Origin of the sequence: Henriciella sp. (assembly GCF_029937755.1) — a bacterium.
Taxonomy (GTDB): Bacteria; Pseudomonadota; Alphaproteobacteria; order Caulobacterales; family Hyphomonadaceae; genus Henriciella.
In genome coordinates, this window is sequence record NZ_JAPYPG010000001.1 from 443905 (window position 1) to 462097 (window position 18193).

The 18193-nt window shown below is 59.9% G+C and carries 18 protein-coding genes and 3 tRNA genes; 9 read left to right on the plus strand and 12 right to left on the minus strand.

What is annotated here, in order from left to right; all coding sequences use genetic code 11:
- Positions 1-12: 12 nt before the first annotated feature.
- From Q1K29_RS02175 to Q1K29_RS02185, 3 genes are read right to left on the minus strand one after another with little or no spacing between them, the layout of a single operon-like run.
- Complete coding sequence (locus Q1K29_RS02175; RefSeq protein WP_300391021.1) at positions 13-663, minus strand: protein-L-isoaspartate(D-aspartate) O-methyltransferase; 651 nt, start codon at positions 661-663, stop codon at positions 13-15.
- A gap of 58 nt (positions 664-721) precedes the next feature.
- Positions 722-1591 carry an alpha/beta hydrolase gene (locus tag Q1K29_RS02180; RefSeq protein WP_300391023.1) on the minus strand — a complete coding sequence of 290 codons (870 nt, stop codon included), beginning with the start codon at positions 1589-1591 and terminating at the stop codon, positions 722-724.
- A gap of 50 nt (positions 1592-1641) precedes the next feature.
- Positions 1642-2454, minus strand: a complete 813-nt coding sequence (locus Q1K29_RS02185) for an RNA methyltransferase (protein ID WP_300391026.1) — start codon at positions 2452-2454, stop codon at positions 1642-1644.
- A gap of 50 nt (positions 2455-2504) precedes the next feature.
- Between Q1K29_RS02185 and Q1K29_RS02190 the strand changes: the two genes are divergently transcribed.
- The 5 genes from Q1K29_RS02190 to Q1K29_RS02210 all read left to right on the plus strand — a co-directional run bounded on the left by Q1K29_RS02190 (position 2505) and on the right by Q1K29_RS02210 (position 8985).
- Positions 2505-2589: transfer RNA gene (locus tag Q1K29_RS02190), tRNA-Tyr, on the plus strand.
- A gap of 331 nt (positions 2590-2920) precedes the next feature.
- Complete coding sequence (locus Q1K29_RS02195; protein WP_300391029.1) at positions 2921-4147, plus strand: carboxylate--amine ligase; 1227 nt, start codon at positions 2921-2923, stop codon at positions 4145-4147.
- Between the two features lie 78 nt (positions 4148-4225).
- Complete coding sequence (locus Q1K29_RS02200; protein WP_300391031.1) at positions 4226-6211, plus strand: hypothetical protein; 1986 nt, start codon at positions 4226-4228, stop codon at positions 6209-6211.
- 139 nt (positions 6212-6350) lie between these two features.
- Positions 6351-6424 (plus strand) — tRNA-Gly (locus Q1K29_RS02205).
- Between the two features lie 221 nt (positions 6425-6645).
- Positions 6646-8985, plus strand: coding sequence for a TonB-dependent receptor (locus Q1K29_RS02210; RefSeq protein ID WP_300391034.1), 2340 nt, complete (start codon positions 6646-6648; stop codon positions 8983-8985).
- Between the two features lie 88 nt (positions 8986-9073).
- Here the strand turns inward: Q1K29_RS02210 and Q1K29_RS02215 are convergent, their stop codons facing one another.
- Positions 9074-9721, minus strand: coding sequence for a TetR/AcrR family transcriptional regulator (locus tag Q1K29_RS02215; RefSeq protein WP_300391037.1), 648 nt, complete (start codon positions 9719-9721; stop codon positions 9074-9076).
- A gap of 160 nt (positions 9722-9881) precedes the next feature.
- Here Q1K29_RS02215 and Q1K29_RS02220 point away from each other — a divergent pair, with 160 nt between their 5' ends.
- Entirely contained in the window at positions 9882-10748 is an 867-nt protein-coding gene (locus Q1K29_RS02220) for an alpha/beta hydrolase (protein ID WP_300391040.1), read from the plus strand.
- The gene (locus Q1K29_RS02225; RefSeq protein WP_300391043.1) at positions 10745-12028 is read left to right on the plus strand and encodes an MFS transporter; all 1284 of its coding nucleotides are present in this window, start codon (positions 10745-10747) and stop codon (positions 12026-12028) included. Before Q1K29_RS02220 ends, Q1K29_RS02225 begins: the two co-directional genes overlap by 4 nt.
- A gap of 8 nt (positions 12029-12036) precedes the next feature.
- Here Q1K29_RS02225 and Q1K29_RS02230 read toward each other — a convergent pair whose 3' ends face one another.
- Positions 12037-12885 (minus strand): type II CAAX endopeptidase family protein, encoded by an 849-nt coding sequence (locus Q1K29_RS02230; RefSeq protein WP_300391046.1) that lies wholly within the window; start codon positions 12883-12885, stop codon positions 12037-12039.
- 80 nt (positions 12886-12965) lie between these two features.
- Positions 12966-13042 (minus strand) — tRNA-Arg (locus Q1K29_RS02235).
- Positions 13043-13172: 130 nt separating this feature from the next.
- Here Q1K29_RS02235 and Q1K29_RS02240 point away from each other — a divergent pair.
- Entirely contained in the window at positions 13173-14216 is a 1044-nt protein-coding gene (locus Q1K29_RS02240) for a TraB/GumN family protein (RefSeq protein WP_300391049.1), read from the plus strand.
- 9 nt (positions 14217-14225) lie between these two features.
- On the opposite strand, the gene Q1K29_RS02245 is transcribed toward Q1K29_RS02240, so the two are convergent.
- From Q1K29_RS02245 to Q1K29_RS02260, 4 genes are all read right to left on the minus strand, one after another.
- Positions 14226-14678, minus strand: coding sequence for a YcgN family cysteine cluster protein (locus Q1K29_RS02245; RefSeq protein ID WP_300391052.1), 453 nt, complete (start codon positions 14676-14678; stop codon positions 14226-14228).
- Positions 14679-14695: 17 nt separating this feature from the next.
- Positions 14696-14971, minus strand: coding sequence for a GNAT family N-acetyltransferase (locus tag Q1K29_RS02250; protein WP_300391055.1), 276 nt, complete (start codon positions 14969-14971; stop codon positions 14696-14698).
- Positions 14968-15258 carry a GNAT family N-acetyltransferase gene (locus tag Q1K29_RS02255; protein ID WP_300391058.1) on the minus strand — a complete coding sequence of 97 codons (291 nt, stop codon included), beginning with the start codon at positions 15256-15258 and terminating at the stop codon, positions 14968-14970. The genes Q1K29_RS02250 and Q1K29_RS02255 overlap by 4 nt, the downstream gene beginning before the upstream one ends.
- Before the next feature lie 80 nt (positions 15259-15338).
- Positions 15339-15518: a CsbD family protein gene (locus tag Q1K29_RS02260; protein ID WP_300391061.1), complete on the minus strand. Its 180-nt coding sequence runs from the start codon at positions 15516-15518 to the stop codon at positions 15339-15341.
- Between the two features lie 105 nt (positions 15519-15623).
- On the opposite strand from Q1K29_RS02260, the gene mnmD reads away from it, so the two are divergent.
- Entirely contained in the window at positions 15624-17453 is a 1830-nt protein-coding gene (gene mnmD, locus Q1K29_RS02265; RefSeq protein ID WP_300391064.1) for a tRNA (5-methylaminomethyl-2-thiouridine)(34)-methyltransferase MnmD, read from the plus strand.
- Positions 17454-17457: 4 nt separating this feature from the next.
- Here the strand turns inward: mnmD and Q1K29_RS02270 are convergent, their stop codons facing one another.
- A complete protein-coding gene (locus Q1K29_RS02270) occupies positions 17458-17637 on the minus strand; it encodes a hypothetical protein (RefSeq protein WP_300391066.1) in 180 nt (59 codons plus the stop codon).
- 92 nt (positions 17638-17729) lie between these two features.
- A complete protein-coding gene (gene pspC / locus Q1K29_RS02275) occupies positions 17730-18185 on the minus strand; it encodes an envelope stress response membrane protein PspC (RefSeq protein ID WP_300391069.1) in 456 nt (151 codons plus the stop codon).
- Positions 18186-18193 lie beyond the last annotated feature (8 nt).

Sequence of the window (18193 nt, forward strand, 5' to 3'; positions counted from 1 at the left end):
CCGAAGACAAGACTATCCTGAAGCACCCGTCCCTCGCACCAGCGGGACGAAAGCCACGCCACCCTTGCTCTGGGTTTCCCATCGGGTCTCTGCGATCCGGGTCAGGCATTTGAGTTCCTGCCTGTTGCCCTGACCTGGAACCGGGATGACAAGGCGCCCGCCAATGCTCAGCTGATCGCACAACGGTTCGGGCACAGGCCCAGCCGCCGCAACAATAATTGCATCAAACGGTGCTGCTTCCGGCCAGCCCAATGTGCCATCGCCGGTCCGGCAGGCGACCTGCTCATATCCCTGGGCCTCAAGGACAGCCTCGGCCCGCCTGGCAAGAATGTCATGTCGTTCTATCGCGAAAACCCTGGCCCCCATCTCAGCCAGGATCGCGGCCGAGTAGCCTGATCCCAAACCTACGTCGAGCACCCGGTCGCCCGGATCGATACCGGCAAGTTCAGCCATCAACGCCACAATATAAGGCTGCGACATAGTCTGACCTTCGCCAATCGGCAGCGGACCATCGGCATAGGCGTTATCGCGATGGCCTTCCGGCACGAACGCTTCGCGTGCGACCTTACTCATAGCCTCCAGCACACGCATGTCCGTGATGCCGCGCGCCTTCAGCTGGTCTTCGACCATTCGCTGACGCAGGCTCTCGAACTCTCTGGACATGGACGCTTCGCTCCCGACCCCGACTATGCCGCAAGTGCGGAAACAGGCATAGACACGATCAGAGGAACGTCTTCAAAGTCTCGATAAACAAGTCGAAGCGGTCATGGTGGAGCCAGTGGCCCGCCTCGGGAAACAGCTCGACCTTCGCATTCTGGAAATGCTTGACCCGTCCGTCCTCAGCCGGGTTCGACGCCCAGCTTTTCTCACCATAGAGCAGGAGTGTCGGACAGGTGATGGATTCCCACAATTCCTCGACCTGCTCCTGGGTGATGTCGACCGATTCCCAGACGCGGAGATAATTGTCGAACTTCCAGCTATAAGTGCCGTCCTCGTTTCGCGCGATGCCGTTTATGGTCAGATGGCGGGCCTGTTCCTCCGAGAGGAAGCTGTTCTCTTCCTTCATCCGGGCATAGGCCTCTTCAAGCGTATTGTATCGCTTCGGCTGACGGCCTGAAAGCGCCCGCTTGGCGTCGATCATCTCCCGGAACCGCTGTTGCCAGGGTGTCTTGCGACGTTCGGCGAGGCGGTCGGGGCTCGGGCCAAGCCCTTCAATCGCAACAATCTTGCGGACGTTTTCAGGGTAGAGGCCGGTATAACGAAGCGCGATATTGCCGCCGAGCGAATGAGCCACGATCGTTACCGGTGCAAGCTTCAGCTGGTGAACAAGCTGCGCCAGGTCGTAGATGTAGGCCTGCATGTTGTAATTGCCTTCCGGCGACCAGGCGCTGTCACCATGGCCACGAAGGTCTGGCGCGATGATGTGCCAATCATGGCGCAGCTCTTCAGCCACCCAGTCCCATGAGCGGCAATGATCGCGCCCTCCGTGCAGAAGGATCAACGGCGGCGCCGCGTCATTGCCCCAGTCGGCGTAGTGGAGCTTCAGGCGTTGCGAGAAATAGGTGTGTGAGGTGGGGCCGAGTAATGTCATGCGCTCTCTTTAGTGCGGTGGGCGAAAGGAGGCGAGCCCCTGCCCAAAGGTCAGGTTTCGCGATAGCTCTCATAGAAAGCGATCGCCGCAGCGTTCGAGACGTTGAGACTCTCCATGCCGGGCGCCATCGGGATGCGGGCGAGCGTTGCACACGCCTTCGCGACCGCCGGCCTCAGGCCGGAGCCTTCCGCGCCCATCACAAACGCAACCCGTCCAGCGCCGCAGACAGCGTCGGCAACTGTTTCGGTCCCTTCTCCCGCCAGACCAACCGTATGGTAGCCGGCCTCGGCAAGATGGCCGAGGGCGCGCGCGATGTTGACCACGCGTATTTCCGGAACCGTCTCGATGGCGCCGGCCGCAGCCTTGGCGGCAACACCTGTGACCGGCGGGGTATGACGCGTCTGCAGGATCAGTCCGCCCACACCAAAAGCAGCGGCTGAGCGAAAAATGGCACCCAGATTGTGTGGATCGGTAACCTGATCGAGAACACAGAGTCGCAGCGGTGCTTCAGGCCCGGCAATGACATCCTCTAGCGCTGCGGGCTCCAGCGGGGCTGTTTTGACAGCCAGTCCCTGATGCACGGCGCCGGGCGGAAGCAGTTTGTCGAGCGCCTTCGAATCCATGATCTCAAAATGTGAAAAGCCGGTCCGGCGCGCAGCGTTCTCAGTCGCCACGCAGCGCACGATCTGCCGGTTTTCATTAGCAATCGCCGCTTCGACAGCATGCTGGCCCCACAGCCAGACCGGGGCATCCGGGTCAGCTGCAGGCGCTGCTGCAAATCGGCGTTTCTCATGGTTGCGTGGAATAGGCTTCATCCCTATAAAGCGCGCTTCGGAAGCGCCGGTCACTGCTATTGCAGTCATTTGGCGTCATGGTCCGGCGGCGTCAATTCCATGTCGCAGGACAACCCTCTGGAGGGGTGGCCGAGTGGTTAAAGGCAGCAGACTGTAAATCTGCCCGCATAGCGTACACAGGTTCGAATCCTGTCCCCTCCACCATTTTCCCTTCACACTATCGACAAAAGCCCGCTTGCTGATGGTCGCCGCCTAGCCGTTTTGTGTGCTGGGCGAAGACGCAGCGTTCCTGTTTGGGCACAGAAAGGCTGCAACCAGGTCTGGGCTGCGCGCAGTTTGACTCCTCTGCGTCAGGGCCTACGCTTACGCCCATATGCTTTTTCGCATTCCATACCTGCCCGGACATAAGTGCGGGCGAGGACCAGTTGTGCTTTGCGCCGGGCATTCATCGCGATGCCCTAGCGCAAGATTGAATCCTGCTGGGCCTGATTAATCCGCTGTTCCATAACGTTTTAACGTGACCCATGGAGGTCCAATGACTGATTACAATCCCGATAAAGGCTATATCGCCCTGCTAGGCTGGAGCCTGAGTGCCATCGACGCGATGGAGAAATTTGACCGGCACTATCTCATCGTCGCACCAAGCTGGGCAAAGGAATATGCAGAAGCGCACGATATTCCATTTCTTGCCTGGGATTTTGAACGTCTGAACGAGAAGTCTTTTGAAATTGCGCAGACGCTGAAGGAAATGGGCATCGACGTGGCTGTGCCGCTGTTCGAGGAAACCGTTGAATGGGCCGGCGCGATCAATAGCGTGCTGCTCGATAATCCGCGCCTGCTGGGCCAGTCCATGCTGCTCCGGGACAAATCACTGATGAAGCGCAGGGCCCAGCTTGGCGGCATCCGCGTCGGCATCTTCGAGGAAGCCCATGACCGCGCCGATGTCGTACGCTTTCTGCGCCGGGTGAACCAGACGCTGCTGAAGCTCGACGGCGACACGAACGACCCGATTCATTTCAAGGCGTTTGACCTGGCGGGCTGCATGGGCCACCGGGTCATCCGCACAGCCGATGATGTCGATTCCATCCCGGATGAGGATTTCCCGGCGCTGATGGAAAGCCATCTGGACGGGTGGGAGTTCGCGGCCGAAGCATGGATCCATGACGGCAAGATCCGTTTTCTGAATATCTCCGAATATGTGCGGCTCGGCTACTCGGTCTTTGTGCCGGCAAGCCCCGAACTCGAAGCCTTGCGCGACAAGGTCGAGGAAGAGATAAAGAAGCTCATCAAGGCCTTCGACATCAAGTTCGGCTTCATTCACCCGGAATACTTCATCGCGAACGATGATGTCATGTATTTCGGCGAAGTCGCCTACCGCCCGCCCGGCTTCAAGGTTTTCGAACTGCTTGAGCGCGTCTACGGCTTCAATGCCTATCAGGGCATGGTCATGATGTTCGACCCGAAAACGACGGAAGAGGAAATCGAAGCGTTCTTCCCGACCCCGGTGAAGGATGCCGATGGCCATGCGGGCTGTTTCGGCGTCTACCCGCGCAACCGCGTCGTCTCGAAGCTTTCCATCCCGGAAGAAACCGAGAATCACCCCTATTTCGAATGGCACGAACTGTCGGAGCCGATGGAGAGCAAGGTTGCCAAGCGGTCAGCCTTCGGCAACCATTGGGGGCTGGTCTATTTCCACGGCGAGGACGCAGAGACGCTGCGTGACCTTCTAAAGGCCCAGGAAAAGCTGGACTTTTACGTCTAGCGGTTCTGGTCCGTAGTCAGGCAGGCTTCTCTCCGTTAGCCTTGATCGACAGTTAAAGAATCGAAGGGGCTTCCTACGGTGAGTGAGGCAAACCCAACTCAGCCAGAGAGTGGCGCCGATCCCGTGCTGCTGAAACGCCTCGATGCCGCTATCGGGCGGCTTCGCAATACGAGCGACAAGCTCAAGATGAGGCAGCAGCAACCGGCAATTGAACAGGCAGAGCGCTTGCTCACGTCACCGGGCGGAGTGCACGCCTGTCTGGCACGCATCGTCTCCATGGATGAGGCAGGGATCTTCGTCGGTACGGACTGGAATCATCCCGCTCGTCTCAAGCCCGTCCTCGTCCGGCATACACTGGAGTCAGGCGATGCCACGGCGCTCGTGCTGGAAACGCTCAGCGAACTGCGCTTTCTTGCGATCGCTGGCGGGCAGTATGCTCATGCCGAGGTGTCTTCCGAGGAAGCGCACCACTTCCTCGCACAGGTCCTCGGCCTTAACCTGGAGCGTCTCTTTGGCTCCCAGACGGAAGTCGCACGCTTTCAGGATCCGGCCTGGACGGAAGCACTCGCCCAGCTTTTCCGCTGCCTGGCCGAAGAGATTGGGTATGGCAGGATATTCGACGCTGTCATCAGCGAGATATGGCGGATTCTGGCGCAACGGCCGATCCAGACCGACCGGCTGAAAGCGATGGTGGCACAGCTGTCGCTTTGGTCCCGAGAAAGCTCAAACGAACAGTCTCCATCTGGCTGGGGCGCCGATCGGCTCGTCAGCGCCCTGTTTGGTCCGACCAATGAATGCCGCGAAGACCCCGGTGCCGACGCCTATGAGGCGAAGCTTTCAACACTCGACGAGAAGGCCTTGGCACAGGAAGCCGCGGGTATGGCCCGTGCAATGCACGATACCGGCCTGGTCTCCGCATATCACGCTGTGCTCCTTCGTCATCTCGTGGCATTCAGGACAGATCTCGTTCCGGACTGTCTCGGCCTTTCATCGACAGGTCGCGAGAACTACAACTCCTTTGCCGAGCTCACGCACGCGCTTGTCGACAAAGCCATTCATGTGGAAACCGCCCAATCGATCTATGGTCTTTCGCTGCTGCTCGAGCGGGGCATCTTGCACCTTCCGCCGACGGCCCCGGCCTTATGGCGTCAGATACAACTGAAGCTGTCGCCGGAGTCCGCTCAGCGGCTGATCGACAGTTTCGGCAACACGCCTGAACCGGAAGCAAGGCTTCTGGCTGGGGTGATCAGTATTCTGGGCCAGCCGCTTGGTGTCGGGCAAGGCAATAACCCGACGTGTCAGGCAGCGCGCGCTATCGCGATGTGGTCTTACACCGATCCGGACTATTTGCTGCAGCTTGTGGCCTGGGCGGCTCGCGATAATGAGATCCGCATGTCGTTCGAGGGAGAGTCGATTTCATCGGGCAACCTGAATGCCGGCCTTGCCAAGAGTGGTCTGGTAGATGTCGATCCCGTCTCCGCAATTCTCGTCCCGCACCTCGACCGGGTCTACATGGAAATGGGCCGCCTTTGCGCTGGACGAGAAGGCGATCCACACCGATGGATTAACCCGGAAATGCATGGCTGGTGGGTCGGGCGGCAATTCAACATCGTGGTCGATGTGCCAACCGGCAAGCTTACGGACATTGAGGGCTTCGTGCAGCGCTTCTATGCCGCCTTCCACCCCGATCACAATGGCGGCCAGCCTCTTATTCACCCCAGTCCGGCTGGAATTGCCGTGACCGACAGCGCTGCGCGATTCGTCGGCTGGCATGCAATCGCGATCGTTCGTGTCTCTCGCGACCCTTCGGGCGAGGTGCGCGTCTACTTCTTCAACCCCAACAATGACAGCGGGCAGGATTGGGGCGACGGAATCAAGGTTTCGACATCCGGCAACGGCGAGTTTTACGGTGAGTCTTCTGTTCCCATCGCCGACTTTACGTCACGCCTGTATATCTTCCATTCCGATCCGCTGGAGCAAACGGCGAGCCAGCCTGTCTCCAGTGACGAGGTCGAAAAGGTCCGCAGCAAGATCGCTTCGAGCTGGGGGCAGGATCGACTCTAGTTCGCGATGAGTAGAGGCGCCTGTCCAGAAGCCGCCCAACCTCCAGCCAGCCAGGACGTTGATTGAGAAAGCTACTGCCATCGGGCGCGCTCATCACTTGCATCACACGCAATGACAAAGTATCTCCACCGGCTCCGGTGCGGATATAGCACAATGGTAGTGCAGCAGCCTTCCAAGCTGAGGATGCGGGTTCGATTCCCGCTATCCGCTCCAACTCTTCCCTAAAAGCAAGGCCTTGCCGCACGACTGGCGGAGTACGCGCAAGATCTCTCCTGACGGCCCCCTTCAGGCTGGCGGATTGTTGCTCAAACGCCACGATTTCAGCGAAACCATCGATTGACTCCGAAGGGCCTTCACGCCTATTTCAACATGTGTTGAACTCAACACTTGTTGAAAAGATACGGGCTCAACGCCCGAGGGAGGATAATTCAGCCATGCGTACGTCAACAAACCGACTCCTGCTCGCCGCCTTGTGCGCGAGCGCCATGACACCGATTGTTCCAGCTTTTGCCCAGGACTCCTCTGAAGATGGCGAAACTGAAACCGCGCGCCGCTTCGACGCGGTAACCGTTACCGCTCAACGGCGCGAAGAAAATCTCGTCGATGTGCCGATCTCGGTCTCGGCTTTCGACGGTGACCTGCTCGCCGACCTCGGCGTGGTTGACCTGACGGAAATTGCCAAGATCTCTCCAAACGTCACTCTGGAAGTCTCGCGCGGGACGAACACCACGCTGACCGCTTTCATTCGCGGTGTAGGCCAGCAGGACCCGGTTGCCGGCTTCGAGGCCGGTGTGGGTATCTATGTCGATGATGTCTATCTCAATCGCCCACAAGGCGCCGTCCTTGATGTCTATGATGTCGAGCGTGTCGAAGTGCTGCGCGGCCCTCAGGGTACGCTCTATGGTCGCAACACGATCGGCGGCGCGATCAAGTATGTCACGAAGGGGCTGTCGGACGATCCGACCTATGAGGTGAACCTCCGGGCTGGCAGCTACAACCAGCTCGACGGTGTCGTAACGACATCCCTGCCGGTGACCGACGATTTCCGCGTTGGCGCGGCTGTGGCGAGCTTTAACCGTGACGGCTTTGGCGAAAACATCATCACGGGCGCGGAAAACTATAACAAGAAGCTCTTCGGCGCCCGCCTCTCGGCAGAGTATGATGTCACAGACGATTTCCAGCTGCGCGCAGCGGCTGACTATTCTCTGGACAAATCCAATGCCCGCCAGGGCCACCGGCTTATTCCTGACCAGTTGCCTCCATTCGACTACCCGGTTCTTGGCGATGTCTACGATACGCGCGCCGGTCTCGACGTGGTCGAGCAGCGTGTGGAAGCCTATGGCGGCTCGCTGATTGGCGAATGGGACGTGAATGCCAACTGGACGGTAAAGAACATCCTCGCCTATCGCGAAGACGAGAGCACCTCGCCGATCGACTTCGACTCCCTTCCGGAAGCCGACCTCGACGTACCGGCCATCTACGAGAACGACCAGTTCTCCGAGGAGCTTCAGTTCCTCTATTCAGGTGACCGGCTCGAAGGCCTCCTGGGCTTCTACTATCTCGACGCCAATGCCTCGACCGTGTTCGACGTACTTCTGGCCACAACCGGCGACGTTCTGAGCCTGCCGGGCCTCAACGCCCAGACCTTCGGCGACGTGAATACCGAAACCTGGTCGATCTTCGGCGACTTCACCTATGACCTGACAGACAAGTTCTCGGTTTCGCTGGGTGGCCGCTATACGGAAGACACGCGTAAATCGACTGTCCTGAGGCGCACCTATATTGGCGGTTTCTCCGAGTTCTTCGGTGGCAACGCCGTTCCGATTGCTGTCACGTCCGACTTCCAGGGGGAAGCGACTTTCGATGACTTCAGCCCGCGTGCGTCGGTCAGCTACCACGTGACGCCGGAATCCAACCTTTACGCAACCTATTCGCAGGGCTTCAAAGGCGGCTCGTTCGACCCGCGTGGCCAGACAACCGCGGCGCCGGATCTCGATCAGGACGGCACGGTTTCCGATGCCGAGATCTACCAGTTCATGCAGTTCGACCCGGAAGAGGTGGACTCCTATGAAATTGGTTACAAGGCGAGCCAGTTCGGTGGTGATCTGAGCTACTCCATCGCGACCTTCTACTCCGACTACAAGGACGTGCAGGTCCCGGGCTCGATCGGTGTCGATACCGATGGCGACGGCGTGAACGACACTTTCAGTGGCGTCACGACCAATGCCGGCGCGGCCACGATCTGGGGCGTCGAGTTCGAAGGCAACGCGACCGTTGCCGAGGACATGATCAACGCAGGTGACTATGTGAACTTTGGCTGGTCGGTCGGCTATCTCGACGCCGAGTATGACGAGTTCATCGACGCCTTCGGCAACAATGTCGCCGACGAACGCGTCATCCAGAACACGCCGGACTGGACCGCAAATGGCCGGGTCGCCTACGACACGCCGTTCGCTGGCGGTAACCTGTTGATGAACACCCAGCTGTCCTATCGCGGCGACTCCAGCCAGTTCGAGGCTCCTAACCCGTTCCTGGATCAGGAAGCCTTTACGCTGTGGGATGCGAGCGTTCGCTGGGAGACCGGGGACGGCCGCTGGGGCTTCAGCCTGAACGGCAAGAACCTCACCGACGAAGAGTATATCGTCGCCGGCTACAACTTTGTGACCGTGAACCAGGACGGCACATTCACGCCGACGCTTGGTCTCGAGGGCACACTAACCGCCTTCTACGGTGCTCCGCGCACGGTAACTGTCGGTATCGACTACACCTACTGATCTGTCCTCCCAGACACAGTAGAGACTGGCGGCGTCCCTCAGGGGCGCCGCTTTTTCGTTTGTGTGAGGTTCCGGGAAAGGGGCGGGTCTACCGCTTGCCAATGCGTTCGAAGCCGGCCGTGATGAAATCAACCATCTGGAGATAGCCGCCCTCGAGATCGGTCGAGCAGACCTTGCCGCGTGACAGCTGGTCGAGGCGACCGGTCTGGGCGAAAGCCAGTGTCAGCGCGCCGGAAAGGCAGTGATAGCCCCAATAGATCGCGTCATCGCTGGCTTCCGGAAGGGCCTCCTTCAGTGCCTCGATAAAACTTTCGATGGCAGGGTTGTAGGACTTCGTCATCAGCTGGCCACCCCAGGCCGTCGAACTGTTCACATAGGCGACCATGCCGTAATAATTGCGCCACCCCGGCTCCTTCAGATGCGGGCCGGTCATGAGAGGACGCAGATAGGCATCGATGATATCGCGCACCGAAGCCGGTGACGGCGCGGCCTTTTCACGGCAAGCTTCAAGGGCTTGGAGGCGCCAGGTGTTGAGGATCTCGGCCCGGCGCTGGAACGTCTGTTCGAAAAGTTCATGCTTGCGGCCGAAGTGATAATTGGCAAGTGCCACATCGACACCGGCCTTGGCAGCAATGGCGCGCAGGGTCACTGCATCATAGCCATGTTCGGCAAACAGAGCCTCGGCAGCATCAAGGATCGCATCCTTGCGCGAGACCTTCACTTCCGTTTCAGCCATGCCGCCCCTCTGGTTTTTGTGCGATTGCTCACCCAACCTAAACCCCTCGCCGCAAACGGCAAACTGCCTGCAATACCGCTTGCGCTTGCCTTTGATTCCAATATGTTTCAACAACTGTTGAAGAGACATTGCAAGAGACAATGCGAGGAAGGGGAGGCCGATGCAGACCGAAGATATACGGTACCGCGCGCCAGACGGGCTTGAGCTCTACGCAAAGCGCTATGGCAGCGAGGATGCGTCGTTGACCGCACTCTGCATGCATGGCCTCACGCGGAACCATAAAGACTTCGAACCGATGATCGCTGAGCTGGGCGGTCGGTGCCAGTTCATTTCCGTGGATGTCCGCGGCCGGGCAAATTCCGAGTGGGCGAAAGATCCCGAGACCTACACACCTGCCGTCTATGCCGGCGACATGGCCGCGCTTCTCGACTCTCTGCATCTCAAGAAGGTAGCCCTGATCGGGACGAGCATGGGTGGACTGATGTCCATGGTGATGGCCGCTTCCATGCCTGACCGCATCCGCGGCATCGTGATGAATGATATCGGACCCGTCGTTGAAAAGGCGGGTCTCGACCGGATTGCCAGTTACGCCAATTCGGTCGAGCCGGAAGAAAGCTGGACAGCGGCAGCAGCCACAGTCGAGCGCGTTCAAACGGACATCTTCCCTGATCTCTCCGGTGAGGACTGGATGGCCTTCGCCCGGCGCACCTATCGCGAGATGGAAGATGGCCGCGTCATTCTCGACTATGATCCCGCTATTACGCGCACGGTGGGCGAGGTAAAGCCAGACCCGGATGTGCAGGCACAGATGTGGCAACTCTTCTCGGCTACGCACGCGGTGCCTTTGCTCGTTATCCGTGGCGAGACGTCCGACATCCTCTCTCCGGAAACCGCCGACAAAATGATCGAGCAGCATCCCGATGCCCGGCTGGTCACCATACCGCATGTCGGCCACGCGCCCCTGCTCGATGAGCCGGAGGCCGTTTCAGCCATTTCCGATTTCCTCAACCGCCTGGGGGCAGAATGACCATCCCGACCGCCACAATTCCCAAGCCTGCGATCAACCGCACTTGGGTGCTGATCGTGCTGACACTCGTCTACACCTTCAACCATGTGGACAGGCAGATCCTGATCACGGTGATCGAGCCGATCAAGGCGGACTTCGGTCTCACCGATGGCCAGATTGGCTGGCTGACCGGGCTCGCCTTTGCCGCGCTCTATGCCACGCTCGGCATCCCCGTCGCCATGTGGGCAGACCGCGGAAACCGGCGCAATATCATCGCGCTCGCCCTTACGGTCTGGTCGGGCATGACGGCGCTGACCGGCTTCGCGCAGAACTTCATCCATCTCTTCCTCGCGCGCATGGGCGTCGGCATCGGCGAGTCCGGCGGCACGCCGCCTGCGACCAGTATGATCGCCGACCTCTACCCACCGCAGCATCGGGCTTTTGCGCTTGGCGTCTATACCTGTGGCATCGGCTTCGGGATCATGATCGGCTACATCCTCGGCGCCTATGTCTATGCCCATTTCGGCTGGCGGGCCGCTTTCTTTGCCGCCGGCATCCCCGGCCTGATGCTTGCCCTGCTCGTCCGCTTTACCGTCACAGAGCCTGTGCGCGGCTTTGCCGATGCACGCGAGACGACGGAAGACGCGCCCGGCTTCCTTGAGACGCTGAAATTCATGCTAAGCCAGCAATCCTACATACTGATCCTGCTCGGCTGCCTGATGATCTGTATTTCGGCCAATGCCTTTGTTGCCTTCACATCGAGCTATCTGCAGCGGACCTTCGATCTCCAACCGCAGGACGTGTCCCTCCCGCTCGGCCTGCTGATCGGCGGGGTCGGTGGGGCCGGCGCGATGATCCTCGGCGCAGTGTGTGACCGGCTTTCGGCCAATGACCTCCGGTGGCGTCCATGGATGATCGCTGTCTGCAGCGCAGTTGCCCTGCCCTTTGCCTGGATGATGCTGAGTGCTCGCAGCGTCGAGATGGCTTATGTCTGGAACGTCGTGCCAAGCTTTGTGGGGCTCATTTATGCCTCGATCGCCTATACCGCGACGCAGGAGCTGGTGAAGGTTCGCATGCGCTCGGTGGGCGCCGCTTTCACACTGTTCAGCCTGACCCTTATCGGGATTGGCGGTGGACCGCTCATCGCCGGGATGATCAGCGATTACTTCCTCGCGACCGGACACGAAGCGCCGCTTGCGTCGGCTCTCAAGGTCATCCTCGGTTTCAATGCGCTGAGCATCATCCTGCTCATCCTGGCAGGCTTCAAATATCGCGAGGACGCGGTACGCGCTGCGACCTGACGGACAGTTCAGAAGCCTTCAGCCTTCGCCTTGCGCCAGTAGAAAACAGCAAAGAGGGTCACGACGAGAGGGACCATCAGTCCGTATTCGTCGATCCACATCCCGGTGCTCTCGCTCTCGACTGTGAGGGGCGTGAAGACCTTCTGGATGACGATATTATGGGCGCCGTGGAACATGACGGCCGGCCAGAGGCTCGCTGACCGGAACGTGTAGTATGTCATGATCACCGACATGCTGGTAATCATCAGCGTGAAACACGCCAGCTGGAACAGCGGATCGCCGCCGCCATACTTGATGACGATCGGGAAATGCCATGCGGCCCAGATCAGCCCGCTCACAATCGACACCGCGCCAAACGGCATCACCTTGCGAAGCTCCCAGACCAGGAAGCCGCGCCAGCCAATCTCTTCCCCGGCAATCGACCCGAGCGACTTGACGAACTGGACGCTGGCCAGAAGGGCGATCATGACCAACATCGACAGGGTCGGCACATCCGTAGGGAAGCCGAGCTCCGCGGACCAGTCCGCAATGGTTTCGCGGTTGAACGGCGCCCCCAGCCCGAACACCCAGATCAGGGCATAGGCGAACCCGACATAGGCGACCGGTATAAGATATGCTTGGATATTGCCGCGCCAGTTGCCCCACGCCCATGGCAGACTTGAGAGGTTGCGGCCCCTGATCTTCTGCGTAGCGAGCGCTGCAATCGCGGGGCACAGCATCAAGGCCCCGACATAGAGGCTGGTCGGATTGAGTTCGAGCAGCGCAAAATGCGCAATGGCGCTGAGGCCCGTCAGGATTCCCATGAAGACGAGAATCGTTGTCCAGGCATCCCGCCGATCGGTTTGAGAAATTGTCATCCGAAATGACATATCGAAATTCGATATATTGTCCAGCACTTCCTGCGGCCGCTGGAATGGTCACGTCATCAGAAGGAGAATGGCGCACCTAATAGGATTCGAACCTATGACCTCTGCCTTCGGAGGGCAGCGCTCTATCCAGCTGAGCTATAGGTGCGTTGTGTCTCCCTCTAAGCGAAGCTGGCGCGCGGTGCAATCTCTCGCCCACACGCCGTTTCATCTTTCGCTGTTCAGGTGACTGTGCAAGAAAACGCAAGAATCGATTTGCTGGAGAGGAGCCCACCGGCATGAAATTACGCCCCCACACGCTTGCAAGCTGGACCGTCGCTGCTTTCGCCCTGGCCCTCACCGCTTGCAGCCCTTCGTCGACCGACGGGACAGAAGAGAAGGATCCGGCAACCACCAAGGTGGACACCGAGACCGACACCTCCAACGCCGAGCCGGTAGAACGGCGTGATCGCGAAGATATTATCGAAGAGTATGAAGCCGCCCTGGCCGAAGCCCGCACGACCAGCGGCGAGGGAGACCCGGCGCTATGGACGCTGTCCGATGAAGACACGACCATTTATCTCTTCGGCACGGTACACATTCTACGTCCGGATCTCGACTGGCGGACCGATGAGTTCAGCCAGGCTTTCCAAAGCGCCGATACCCTCGTCCTCGAAGTCGATATGGAAAGCGAGGAAGGCCAGCGCGCCGTCATGCGCGACTTCATGCAGCGCGGGCTGTACGGTGACGGGCGCACACTCAGCGGCCAGCTGAACGATGCAGACCTCGCAGTCCTCATTGATGCCTTGGAGCCACTGGGCGTACCGATCGCCGCGCTTGATCCGATGGAGCCCTGGATGGTCGCTGTGAACCTTTCGGTTCTCGAACTTCAGCAGGAAGGGTTCGATCCGAATGCAGGTGTCGAACGCGTTCTGATCGAAGAGGCCAAGGCAGGCGAGAAAGATTTCGCCTTTCTGGAAACCGCCTCGGTCCAGGCCGACATCTTCGACACGCTTCCTGAAGACGTGCAGGAAACCTTCCTGTACGAAACAGCTCTGATGTTGCCCGATTCAACGACCATGCTCGACCAGATTGTCGAGGAGTGGGCCGATGGGGACGTGGAAGGCCTAGGCGTCCTCGTTGCAAATCCGGATACAGGTGGCGGCGAAGGCATCTATGATGCGCTCTTCGTCGAGCGGAATTCAAACTGGGTTCCCCAGATAGAAGCGATGCTTGATGAGCCGGGCACATTCTTCGTTGCCGTTGGCGCTGGACACCTGGCCGGCCCCGACAGCGTCGTGACCATGCTGCGTGAACAAGGCTATGAGGTCGAGGGTCCGTAAGACAGGCCCCTAGCCAGGCGGGTTACCGTCCCAGTCGATAATCCAGTCGATCTGGTCTTCCTCAATCACCGTGTCTTCGCTGACGGTTTCGCCCCGGATCGAATGGCCTTCGGTGTGGACCCGCTCGGGGTCACCGCAGACGAGATGATGCCATTCCGGCAAGCCCCGGCCCTCGTGCAGACGACGATAAGCACAGCTCCTCGGCATCCATCTGAGTTCCGATACTTTTTGCGGGGTCAGGATCACGCAGTCAGGAACGAATTGCTTGCGGTTCTCATAGTCGGAACACTGGCAAAGCCCGGCATCGAGCAGGCGGCAATGTAACCGCGTATAGGCGATATCACCGGAATCCTCGTCTTCCAGTTTGAGAAGGCAGCATTTCGCGCAGCCGTCGCAAACGGCTTCCCATTCCTCGGCGCTCATCTCGTCAAGGCGCTTTGTCTGCCAGAAAGGTTTGGTCATTCGATCGTCCGGCTGGTCTATGCGACGACGTCTTGCCACTCAGGGTGGCGCTGGAGCTGTACACGGGCAAAACCGCAGACGGGGATGAGCTTGAAGTCCTCGGCGCGGGCTTTCTCGACGAGTTTGCCAACAAGTTTCGTCCCGAGCCCACGGCCGCCAAGCTCGGAGGGTACGCTGACAAAATCGACGCGCATTACATCATCCTTTGTCCAGCCATACCGTATAACCAGCTCGCGCCCGTCAACGGTTGTGCTGAGCTGGTGTCCGTCATCCTTCAGGGTGAGATCATTCATGTCTTCAGAACGTCCTGCCAGTCGGGATGTTTCTCGATTTGTGCTTTCGCATAAGGGCAGAGGGGAATAATCACTCGTCCTTCCTTGCGCGCGTCCTCGACACCGCGTTCGACGAGCGCCTGGCCGACGCCCTGCCCGCCCAGCGCTTTCGGTACTCCGGTATGATCGATTATAATGGTGGACTTGCCGGCGCGCGAATACGTCATCTCGGCCTCCTGGCCGTCAACAACGACGAAGTAACGCCCACCAGATTCGGTTTCTTCACGCTTGATATCGAACGCGCTCATAGTGCCATCCTGTACGGAGGGCCTATCTAACACTGATCGATAGGCCGGGCGAGCGATTTCGCCTCCCGGCCCCTCAATCCTTATGAGCGGCGATTCTCGTTTTCCTTCTCGGACTTCTTGATCTCGTCCTTCACCTTGCCAACGGTTTCCTGGCCCTTGCCTTCGGCTTCGAGCTTGCGGTCTCCGGATGCGACGCCGGCGACTTCCTTCGCCTTGCCTTCGACCTGTTTGCCCAGGCCTTTTGCTTTGTCATTACCCATTTGAGTTTCCTTTCAGGAGTTCTTCCAGTCCCGTAGTAAAACATCAGGCAGAGGCGCGGCGTTCCGGGCCTCGTAAAATTTAATTTGCATGCTAGGTGGCTAGCGATGAGCCGCTTGCCCCCCAGGCCCGATCTTTCGTGGAAAGAGGATGGCACGCCAGTCGCCGGGCGTGTGGGTGATGTTTATTTCTCCCGCCACAACGGGCTGGAGGAGACGCGGACGGTTTTTCTTCAGGGCTGCGGCCTCCCGGGCCGCTGGAAGGGCCAGCCGAGCTTCACGATTGGCGAGCTGGGTTTCGGGACGGGGCTCAATTTCCTGGCGGCCTGGCAGCTCTGGCGCGAGACGCGCTTGCCCGGACAGTGGCTTCATTTTGTCAGCTTCGAAGGCTATCCGCTGGACCGAGCTGATGCCGCGCGCGCCCTTTCAGCCTGGCCGGAGCTGGGCGATCTGTCCAGCAAGCTCGCGGAAGCATGGCCCGAACGTGCATATGGCGTTCAGAGGATGGTCCAGGCCGAAGATGGTGTGACGCTCACGCTTCATACAGGCGAGATTTCCGAAACACTGCCACAAGCATCCATGCTGGCGGACGCGTGGTTTCTGGACGGCTTCTCACCGGCTAAGAACGACGGCATGTGGGCCGAAACGCTTTGGCCGCTGGTACGGGAGCGCTGCCGCGAGGGCGCCGTGCTATCGACCTTCACCGTCGCCGGATCTGTCCGTCGGGGACTTGCTGCCGCAGGTTTCGAGGTCGAGAAGAGACCAGGCTTCGGCCGCAAACGTGAGCGCCTGGAAGTTCGCATCGCCAATCAGCAAGCCCGGCAGCCTGACCCCTACGCCTTACGTCCGTTCGAAACCCGTGCTGGAAAGGTCCGCATCGTTGGCGCGGGGATCGCGGGGGCCTGCGCCACGCGTACACTGCTAGACCGTGGACTGGAGGTCGAAGTGATCGACGCGGCCACCGGTCCTGCGGAGGCCGCGAGCGGCAACCCGCTGGGCCTCGTCATGCCACGGCTCGACGCTGGCGATACGGTGCAGGCGCGGCTACTTATCGATGCCTATCTTGCCGCACGGCGCTTTTATGCAGGCAGGCCCGGCGTCACCGAAACGGGCGTTGCGCAGCGTCCCAAGGATGAACGCGAGGCTGAACGGATTGCCAAGATCCTCGCTGATCCACCGCTTGGACTGGAAAATCTCGAAGCGCTCTCTGGCGGCGGCCAGCTCCACAAGCAGGCGCTGATCATTGAACCGGCGACACTAATCCCCTCCTTGCTGGAGGGAGCGAACTGCCGCTTCGGCGAGACGATCAGGATGGAGGGCCTGCAGGACGAGACACCGACGATCCTCGCGACCGGCTATTCCATTACCAGCCTGCTGGACTGGCTGCAGGTAGAGGGTCGGCTGGGCCAGGTTGAATCCTGCCGGATTGAGGTGGATTCGCCGGCATTCGCGCTCGCGCAGGGCGACTACTGCATCGCGCTGGGGGAGACCCGGCTATGGGGTGCAACATTCGAGCCTTGGACCGGCGGCGAAATCGCGGTCAACGATGCCGCGCAGGACGCCAATATGGCCGCGCTTGAGCGGCTAGATCCGTATTGGAGGCAGATGGCCCAGCAGGCAGAGATTGTGAGCCGGGCCGGCGTTCGCGCAACGACGCCGGACAGGCTGCCGCTGATCGGGCGCGCGCCCGATCCGGACGAAGCGATGAAGGTTTTTGATGGGGTGCGTCATGGGCAGCCCCTTAAAGACGATGCCCCGCTCGCCGGACCGCTGCTAATCGCTGGCGGTTTCGGCTCACGGGGCTTCACCTGGGGTCCCTGGGCGGGGGAGATCCTGGCCGGGCTGCTTCTTTCTGAGCCAGCGCCGGCGACGATATCTGCGCTTCAGGCCGTTTCACCAATGCGCCAGATTCTCCGGCGCCTGAAGCGTGGCGGCTAGCCGGTCAGCTAGCGGCGGCAAAGAAGAGCTGGACGCCTTTCTCGAGGCTGGCTTGCATCGTCATTTGAACGCCACCGGCTTCGATATGCAGGCCGCCTGAGAAGCTGGCGACGGCAGTCACGGCCAAGGTAACAAGGGCTGCGCCGAGCGCGATCCATCCGCTTGTCTGAAGGTTGCTGGGCATTGTGGTCCCCTGAGATTGGAGGTTGGTGTTGATCGGCTCTGGCATCTGCCGCCGCTCTGGTACGGGCATCTGAAGGATGAGAGCCGACATGGTCAGTTCTTTTCGAGGTTGCGGAACTCGCGGCGGAGGCGCCACTCATCCGAGGTGACATTACGCTCGATCTTCTGCAGGCGGTCTTCGAGATCCATGAAGCTGTACTTCAGGCCTGAATAGGTCGCCCGCGGGCGGTCGGAGACGCCGCGCCAGAAGGCTTCTTCTTCCGGCGCCAGGTGGGAATAGCCACGCGGCGCTTTCGACACGAGCATCACCATCAGGATGTAGGCGATGAAGATCAGCGGGCCTGCCACGAAGAAGAAGGCGGCGACGGTCAGAAGGCGGACCACGATCGGGTCCCAGCCGAAGCGTTCGGCGATGCCGCCACAGACCCCGGCGATCACCCGTTCCTTACGGGAACGGTAGAGGCGCTTGGGATTGCGCGAGCGGAACATGTCTTCATCAGACCCGTGCACCTTCTCGCGGTACTTGCGATGATGAGACGAGTTGGTCATTGGTATGT